This is a genomic window from Phenylobacterium sp., assembly GCF_030651755.1.
In the GTDB taxonomy this organism is placed as follows: domain Bacteria; phylum Pseudomonadota; class Alphaproteobacteria; order Caulobacterales; family Caulobacteraceae; genus Phenylobacterium.
In genome coordinates, this window is record NZ_JAUSBZ010000028.1 from 1 (window position 1) to 7,606 (window position 7,606).

10 protein-coding genes are annotated in these 7,606 nt (G+C 66.6%); all 10 read right to left on the reverse strand.

Features of this window, described 5'->3' with window-relative positions; all coding sequences use genetic code 11:
* Positions 1-71: 71 nt before the first annotated feature.
* Positions 72-329, reverse strand: a complete 258-nt coding sequence (locus Q7V15_RS02315; protein WP_304753512.1) for a hypothetical protein — start codon at positions 327-329, stop codon at positions 72-74.
* 103 nt (positions 330-432) lie between these two features.
* A complete protein-coding gene (locus tag Q7V15_RS02320) occupies positions 433-1,131 on the reverse strand; it encodes an SDR family NAD(P)-dependent oxidoreductase (RefSeq protein ID WP_304753514.1) in 699 nt (232 codons plus the stop codon).
* Positions 1,132-1,143: 12 nt separating this feature from the next.
* A complete protein-coding gene (locus Q7V15_RS02325) occupies positions 1,144-2,316 on the reverse strand; it encodes an acetyl-CoA C-acetyltransferase (protein ID WP_304753516.1) in 1,173 nt (390 codons plus the stop codon).
* A gap of 165 nt (positions 2,317-2,481) precedes the next feature.
* On the reverse strand, positions 2,482-3,393 hold the full coding sequence (locus Q7V15_RS02330; RefSeq protein ID WP_304753518.1) for a hypothetical protein: 912 nt from the start codon (positions 3,391-3,393) through the stop codon (positions 2,482-2,484).
* Positions 3,394-3,409: 16 nt separating this feature from the next.
* A complete protein-coding gene (locus Q7V15_RS02335) occupies positions 3,410-4,336 on the reverse strand; it encodes a glycosyltransferase family 2 protein (protein WP_304753519.1) in 927 nt (308 codons plus the stop codon).
* Between the two features lie 7 nt (positions 4,337-4,343).
* Entirely contained in the window at positions 4,344-5,483 is a 1,140-nt protein-coding gene (locus Q7V15_RS02340) for a GNAT family N-acetyltransferase (protein ID WP_304753521.1), read from the reverse strand.
* 58 nt (positions 5,484-5,541) lie between these two features.
* On the reverse strand, positions 5,542-6,051 hold the full coding sequence (locus Q7V15_RS02345) for a GAF domain-containing protein (protein WP_304753523.1): 510 nt from the start codon (positions 6,049-6,051) through the stop codon (positions 5,542-5,544).
* 39 nt (positions 6,052-6,090) lie between these two features.
* Positions 6,091-7,020, reverse strand: a complete 930-nt coding sequence (locus tag Q7V15_RS02350; protein WP_304753524.1) for a response regulator — start codon at positions 7,018-7,020, stop codon at positions 6,091-6,093.
* Positions 7,021-7,095: 75 nt separating this feature from the next.
* Positions 7,096-7,299 carry a hypothetical protein gene (locus tag Q7V15_RS02355; RefSeq protein ID WP_304753526.1) on the reverse strand — a complete coding sequence of 68 codons (204 nt, stop codon included), beginning with the start codon at positions 7,297-7,299 and terminating at the stop codon, positions 7,096-7,098.
* 56 nt (positions 7,300-7,355) lie between these two features.
* The coding region (locus tag Q7V15_RS02360) for a porin (protein WP_304753528.1) at positions 7,356-7,606 on the reverse strand (251 nt) is incomplete at its 5' end.

Here is a 7,606-nt window from a genome sequence, read left to right on the forward strand (position 1 = left end):
TGACAGCTTGGCGGGAAACAGGCGGCGGGGCCAGTGGGCTTAGGCCAGAAGGGGCCTCAAAACCTGACCCCTTAGTTCTCGATCTCGAAATAGGCCCGCTCGCCGCCCTCAGTGTGGGCGACCATCAGGATCCGCAGATCGGAGCCTTCGGCCAGTTTGAGAGTCAGGCGGCCATGGCGGAAGGCGTCGCGCATCAATTCGGGAGAGCCGATGAGCTCGCCCTTGCCGATCTTCATCTTCTCGTCGCTCTGGATCTCGTAACCCACCTTCTCGATCACACCGGCGTACATCAGAACGCCATCATCAGCGCTGGTTCGGGAAAGCTTCATATGAACGGAGTCTCCGGAGCGTAACGGCGCCGTCGCCAGGCTCGGTGACGGCAAAGGTTAGCTAGAAGGAACGTCCGCGACGGCGAAAAGTTCCGACTGGACCTCAGGTTTGACCCGTCACAGGGATCAGGGCGCCGGTCACCGCCCGGGCCGCCGGTGAGGCCAGGAACAGGATCACCTCGGCCAGATCAGCCGGCGCCACCCAGGCCGAAAAGTCCGCATCGGGCATATCCGTGCGGTTGGCGGGGGTGTCGATGATCGAGGGCAGGACCGCGTTGACCGTGACGCCGTCGGCCTTGAGTTCGTCGGCCAGACTCTCGGTCAGCCGGTGAACGCCAGCCTTGGCGGCGGCATAGGCGCCCATGCCTGAGGAGGCCTTGACGGCGCCCGCTGCGCCGACATTGACGATGCGGCCCGCGGGACTGGCCTTCAGCAACGGCAGAGCCGCCCGGCTGGCGTTGGCGGCGGTCTTCACGTTTGTAGCGTAGAGCAGGTCCCAGACCGCCGGATCGCCCTGCTCCAGGGTCTGCCAGCGGAAACCGCCGGCGATATTCAAGAGTGCGTCCAGCCGGCCGAACCGCGCCGCCACCGCCGCGATCGCCGCATTGGCCGCCACCGGATCGGTAAGATCGACGCCGGTCAGCACAAGGGCGTCGATCCCACAGGCCTCCGCAAGGCCGTCGGGCGGGACCGGACTGTGATCAATCAGGGCCAGTCGGGCGCCCTGGAGGGCGGCGGCCGTGGCGACCACTTCCCCCAAGACGCCGAAGGCGCCGGTGACGGCTACGATGCGCGGGCTCATGGCCCGAGCTTATCAGAGCCGCTCGATGATTGTCACATTGGCCATGCCGCCGCCTTCGCACATGGTCTGCAGGCCATAGCGCTTGTTCCGCGCCTTCAGCCCATGGACCAGCGTGGTCATCAGCTTGGTGCCCGAGGCGCCCAGGGGGTGACCAAGCGCGATGGCGCCGCCATTGACGTTCATGTTCTCGGGATTGGCCCCGGTGGCCTTGAGCCAGGCCACGGGGACCGAGGCGAAGGCCTCGTTGACCTCGAAGAGATCGATGTCGTCGATCTTCATGCCGGCCTTTTCCAGGGCCCGCTGGGTGGCGGGCAGCGGGGCTTCCAGCATGATCACCGGGTCATGACCCATCACCGACAGGTGGTGGATGCGGGCGAGCGGCGTCAGGCCGAACTCCTTCAGCGCCTTTTCCGACACGATCATCACACCCGAGGCGCCATCGCAGATCTGGCTGGAGGTGGCCGCCGTGATCGCGCCGCCCTCGACCAGCAGCTTCACGCCGCGGATGCCGTCGAGGCTGGCGTCAAAGCGGATGCCCTCATCGACGGTATGGTCGCTCTCGGCGCCGGCCTCGTCCTTGATGGTCAGGGCGACGATCTCGTCCTTGAAGGCGCCGGCTTGCGTCGCGGCGATGGCCCGCTGGTGGCTGTGATAGGCGTACTCGTCCAGCTGATCCTTGGTGAGACCGTACTTCTTGGCCATCATCTCGGCGCCCATGAACTGGGAGAACTGGATGTTGGGATAGCGCTCCTCCATCCGCGGGCTCTTGTACTGGCCCATGCCAGCCTTGGCGGCGAGCGCAGCCGAGGAGCCCATGGGCACGCGGGTCATGCTCTCGACGCCGGCGGCGATCACCACGTCCTGGGTGCCGCTCATCACCGCCTGGGCGGCGAACTGCAGGGCCTGCTGCGAGGAGCCGCACTGGCGGTCGACGCTGGTGCCCGGCACGCTTTCCGGCAGCTTGGAGGCCATGACGGCGTTGCGCGCCACATTGATGGCCTGCTCGCCCACCTGCATGACGCAGCCCATGATCACGTCCTCGACGCGAGCCGGGTCCATGCCCGTGCGGTCGACCAGTTCGTTGAGCACCACGGCGCCCAGGTCCACCGGATGCCAGTCCTTCAGCTTGCCGCCCTTGCGGCCGCCGGCCGTGCGGGTGGCCGCGACGATATAGGCTTCGCCCATTGTTCTGCTCCCTTGCCTGGATCCTTTCCGACGTCAGATGGCGTCATCTGAGGTGGCGTGAAGGATCATCTTAGAATGCTTGCCGCGCGCCCTCTGGCGCGTCGAAAACAACTCTATTCAGGCGCCGCGAGGTAAGCCAACCGGGCGTTTTGGGAGGGTTTGCGCTCAGATCGGCAGGACGGCGCCGGGCTGGGCAGGATCCAGCCGGAAGGTGGCCGGCAAGACTCGCTCATGGGCCTTCTGCAGCTTCAGGGCCTTGGCGCCGCGGGCCAGGGCCAGCTTGCCCAGATTGGCGGCGCTGACCCCGTCGCTGAGGCGCGGCCGCAGGCCGGCGCGCCGGCGCATCACGCCATTGGCGTAAATCACATTGGCCCGCAGCAGGGCCTGGGGCGTCATGAACTCCATGGAGAGCGACACATTGAGCATCGGCCCGTTCTCGATCCGGTGCGGGGCGTTCTGGGCCCATGTGACCATGCGGCCAGGCGTAAGCTCGACCTCCTGGGCGCCGGCGTCCCAGGCCGGATCGAAGGCGAACTGCTCGGCGCTCTCCCGCAGGACGATCTTCTCAAGGGCTTCCTCGCCCACGAACGGCGCCTTGGGCGGATATACCCAGACGCGCTTGGTCCCGCGGATCTGCCACAGAGACACGAGCGGCACGTCCAGATGATAGAAGACCTGGGCGTTGGCTGAGGAGATCAGCACACCGAGGTCCCGCTTGAAGGTGCGAAGGCCAGGCGCCATGGCCTCCTTCTCGGCGAACACCTCATCGGCCAGATCGGCATAGGGCTTCAGATAGAGATTGGCCTCTCGCAGGTTCAGCCAGATGCGTCCGCTTTGGGCCCCCTCCAGGAGTTGCGCCCCTGTCAGACCGTCCGCCGAGCCCTTGCGCCAGGTGGTCCAGGCCCGGGGATCCTCCCCCATGGTGAAGACGCCGAGCTTGGCCCGGGGATAGGCCTCAAGCGCCTCGGCGAGGCCCTCGTCGGTGAACATGGGCCGCTGATGCAGGTCGTGGGTGAAGTTGAGCGTCTGCTTGCCGAAGGCCGCGGCCTTCTCGTCGGTCCAGTCTTGGATGATCATCTGAGGTCTCACCGGGTCAGGCCGCGCTACGGCCGTAGAATTCGATCTTGAAAGGCCCCCACCAGAAGGTCTTGCCCAGGCCGCGGGCGGCGCGGTCGAGGGTGAAGGCGAAGTCCGGGGCCCGGACCAGCCACTTGAAGGCCGCCAGGAGACCGAAGACTCCAGCCTGGATCAGTCCCTGGGCCATCCAGAAGACGAGGCCGAGGTGGTTGGGGGGCGTGGCCGCCGCACAGGCCGCAGACGGCCCCTGGCCATAGGCGAAGGCGCGGCGGATGGTGTAGGCCAGGGACAGGCGGGTGGGCACGGGGTCTTCCCAGACGAACCCGTCCGCCGCCCAGGCGAAGCGCGCGCCGCGGGCCTTCATCTGGCCAAACAGCAGATCATCCTCGCCGCCGACGTGGTTGCGCAGCGCTGAAAACGGCGCGGTGGCGTCTGGCAGGGCGGCCCGGCGCAACAGGCTGTTGCCGCACCCGTAGTAGTGGTCGATCAGGCCTGCCGCCTGCGGACCCAGGCGGGAAAAGAAGGTCTCCAGATAGTCCCTGTGGCGAACAACGTCCGCCGGCGCCCGGCCGCGTACCGGCCCAAACACCACATCGGCGTTCAGATTCGACTGCGTCGCCAGCAGGATTGCGAGCCACCCCGGCGGGGCCTCCTCGTCATCATCCAGAAAGGCGATCAGCTCTCCTGTGGCCTGGGCGAGCGCCGCATTTCGGGCGTTGGCGACGCCTGGCTCCGGCTCATGCACATAGATCACGGGAAAGGGCGCCCCGGCCGCCAGGGCCGCCACCGCCGCCTGGGCCGAGGGCTGCTGGTCATTGTCCACAATCACCAACTCAAGCCGTGAGGCGTCCACCCCTTGCTGGGTCAGGATGGAGCGCGCCGCAACATTCAGACCGGCTGGCCGCCGCTGGGTTGGAATGACCACGCTGACCCTTTGCGACATGACTGGCTCACCCTTCGATCTCCGCACCGTTGCGGCGCGCCTTGGCGGCCACCGCGCTCGCCACGCCGCGCAATCGACCGCCCATGGTGAGTTCTACATCCGAGATGGTTTCGAAACGGCGCCGCACCCGGCCAATGATGGGACCGCAGCTTGCGTCCGCCATACGCCAGGCGCCCTCCCCCAGGCGCGCTCGCCAGCCGATGCTCCCCGCGGCCAGCGCAGTCCCCTCGGCGATCTGCCGAACCTCCAGCGCGTAGGGCGCCTTGTAGTGGTCGTGGCCTGGTCCCAGGTCATAGACCTTCAGGCCAAGGGCCGGCATGGCGGCGATCGCCTGGAGCAGGAACAGCTGCCCCACCGAGAAGACGCCCATTTCCGGATCGGTGGAAGCGATCCAGGGATGGTAGACGTCCCCGAGGCGCACGCCGAAGTGCCCGGCCACCAGGCGGCCGTCGATCCGCAAGGTGATCATGAGGCCGCGGAAATCGCCGTCTATGGTGCGAAAGAGATTCTCCATCAGGCGCCGCGTCCAGTCCTGCGCCAGGAAGTCATGGGCTCCGGTCCGGGCGAGTTGCTCGCGCTTCCAGGCGATGAGCTGCTCAAACGCCGTCAGGTCGTTGTCGGGCGCGCATAGGCTGAGCTCCCCGACTTCCCGAGCCACCTTGCTCTGCAGCCGGCGATAGTTCTTGAAGCGCTTGGGACTATGAGCGCGCAGGGCCTCGAGATAGGCGGCAGCGGATTCCTCGATCCGGATCACGTAGGCGGGCCGGACTGCGCGCACGGCGCTGTCAAAGGTGTTCTTGGGATCGATCAGGCCGGTAAACCGGAACGCGCCCAGGCCTGCGACCGCCAGGGCGGCCTGGGCGTCCAAGGCGCCGTGGCTGACGAGGGCGTGATAGTCGGAAAGGGGCGCGCCAATGGGCCGCGCAAGGCCGGCCCCCTTCACGTGGTGGGGCAGAAACCCCACCGCTGTTCCCTCACGCCGCCAGATCGCCACCCGGGCGTCTGGGCGCACAAGGCCGACCGCGCGGGCGAAATCCGGTCCCAGCAGGGGTGAGGCGAAGGCCGCATCGCCCGCCGTCATCTCGCGCCAGGCGGCGACATCGGCGTCGGCCAGGTCGAGGGGATGGAGGGTTTGAAGCTGCAACATCGGATCATCCGCAAACGCCGTCTCGGATAGGGACGGCCTAGCAGATCGGCTGCAAAACCTACGCCGCGTCAGTTATGGAAAATACTTTTCTAACAATGGCTTGCAACCAGGAAGCGTCCACTTCGTCGAAGGCCGACCTCTGGTCGGAGTCGACGTCGAGAACGGCGATCAAACGCTCCGCGGCGTCAAAAACCGGAACCACGATCTCGCTGGCCGATCGGGCGTCACAGGCGATGTGGCCGGGGAAGGCATGGACGTCTTCGACCACCTGGATCTGTCCCGTCTCGGCCGCCGCCCCACAGACTCCCCGACCAAAGGCGATGCGCAGGCAACCCAAGGTCCCCTGATAGGGGCCAACCACCAATTCCCGGGGCTTGTCCGGGTCGACCACGTAGAAACCGGTCCAGAAGAAATGGTCGAAGCTCGCCGCGAGCATTGAGGCCACGGTGGCCATCCTGGCGGTCAGATTGGGCTCACCCTCCAGGACGGCGCAGATCTCGTCGGCCAGAACGGCGTATCGCTCAGCCTTTTCGGCGGGAAGGATGATGTCGTTGAATGCTTCAGCCATGCCGTCAGGCTCTAACCCAAGCCGGCCGCCAGGGCGAGATCAGGCGGCGACAGCTTCGCGCCCGGCGCGCTTGCGTCGGATCATGGCCTCAAGTCCACGCACCAGCTTGGCGGCGCCGATAGCGTCGTGATCGTCGCCCTCGAGGATCTGGCCCAGCACCGTGAGATGGGCCTCCACGACATCAGCTTCGCAATGCTCCATGCCGCCGACTTTGCTGGCGTAGGACAGGAGCGCGTCGGTGGCGCGCTCCAGCATCCGGTCGCGGACCTGCCGGGCCCGGAAGCGGGTGTGCTGCATCACCCGATAGGTCATTTGCAGGGTGGTCCGGTCTACGCCGCCCCGGGCCTGGATCAGTCGGCGCATGGCCTCCAACTCGACGCTGATCGTCTGGCGGGCGGCATGGCGCTCCACCACGTCGACCACCTCTTCGGGATCGCTGGTTCGGCGCAGGGGGCCGGCATAGGTCAGCTCCGCCTTTCGCCGGCGGTCAGGACCCACATAGCCGTTGCTGACGATGAAGGGGCGCGGCTGGGCCAGAACCAGCTGAATACGCGACAGCAGGGCGGCCGGCGTGAACGGCTTCATCACGAACTCATTCACCCCCGCCTCGCGGGCGATCTCGACCTCCCGGGCGCTACGATGGCCGGTGACCATGATGATGGGGATTTCCGGGTCCGGCACGCTGCGGTCAGGCGACACTGCGGCCATTCGGATCGACCGGGTTAGCTCCAGGCCATCCATGACGGGCATGCGCCAGTCGGTGAAGATGAGATCGGGTTCCTGGCGGGCCAACGCCTGACGGGCGCTGAGCCCCTCGAAGGCGGAGGATACAGAGCCGACGCCTGCGGCGCGAAGGACATCGACAATCAGGCGGACCGTGTTGACGTGGTCATCCACCACCAGGACCTTGAGCCCTGAGAGATCGTCGGCCGTCAGGCTCGCGCTGGGCAGTTGTCGCCGTCTCGTCATCCCATCCCCCGTCGCCCAAGAATGGAGCGGAGGACTTGAGATGCGGTTTATGGTCAAGGTTAACGTCTGCGGTCCTCAGGACGGCCGGACCTTGTCACGGAACTCCTCCTCCGTCCGGTCGTAGCGCTTCGGATGGTGATACTCCTCCCGCGTAGCCTGTTCGGTGATCGCGTCGTTTCGACGGTTCCGGCGGGAATAGCGGAAGAGGCCATAGGCGATCGCCAGCCCCAGAACGGCGGCGGCGATGGGGTAGATAAGCTCCCAGCTCAGATTGATCATGGCGGTCTCCTTTCCGAACCAACGGTCCGGTCAATGGGGCGGTTCCGCTTGATCGCCTACCAGTCGAACGCGGCGCGCAGGGCCAGGAGCGTTTCATCAATGTCGCCGCCGCGCCCGCCCTTGATCTCGGCCTGAATAAGGTTGGCGGAGAGCCGCAGGTGCGTGACCGGCAGCCAGTTGACCACTGCGCCATAGGTGGTCATCTCGCCACCCTCGACGTCGTCAGACAGATCAAGGTGGCCAAGTCGCAGGGCCGTCTCCACGGCCCCAAACCCGCCCTTGCCCAGGGGCGCCCGCGGGCGAACCC

What these genes read in the sequence shown, in the direction of transcription:
- Q7V15_RS02325 (WP_304753516.1), bottom strand. Translation starts at nt 2,316, where the DNA reads ATGGGCGAAGCCTATATCGTCGCGGCCACCCGCACGGCCGGCGGCCGC.
- Q7V15_RS02320 (WP_304753514.1), bottom strand. Translation starts at nt 1,131, where the DNA reads ATGAGCCCGCGCATCGTAGCCGTCACCGGCGCCTTCGGCGTCTTGGGG.
- Q7V15_RS02330 (WP_304753518.1), bottom strand. Translation starts at nt 3,393, where the DNA reads ATGATCATCCAAGACTGGACCGACGAGAAGGCCGCGGCCTTCGGCAAG.
- Q7V15_RS02315 (WP_304753512.1), bottom strand. Translation starts at nt 329, where the DNA reads ATGAAGCTTTCCCGAACCAGCGCTGATGATGGCGTTCTGATGTACGCC.
- Q7V15_RS02340 (WP_304753521.1), bottom strand. Translation starts at nt 5,483, where the DNA reads ATGTTGCAGCTTCAAACCCTCCATCCCCTCGACCTGGCCGACGCCGAT.
- Q7V15_RS02350 (WP_304753524.1), bottom strand. Translation starts at nt 7,020, where the DNA reads ATGACGAGACGGCGACAACTGCCCAGCGCGAGCCTGACGGCCGACGAT.
- Q7V15_RS02355 (WP_304753526.1), bottom strand. Translation starts at nt 7,299, where the DNA reads ATGATCAATCTGAGCTGGGAGCTTATCTACCCCATCGCCGCCGCCGTT.
- Q7V15_RS02335 (WP_304753519.1), bottom strand. Translation starts at nt 4,336, where the DNA reads ATGTCGCAAAGGGTCAGCGTGGTCATTCCAACCCAGCGGCGGCCAGCC.
- Q7V15_RS02345 (WP_304753523.1), bottom strand. Translation starts at nt 6,051, where the DNA reads ATGGCTGAAGCATTCAACGACATCATCCTTCCCGCCGAAAAGGCTGAG.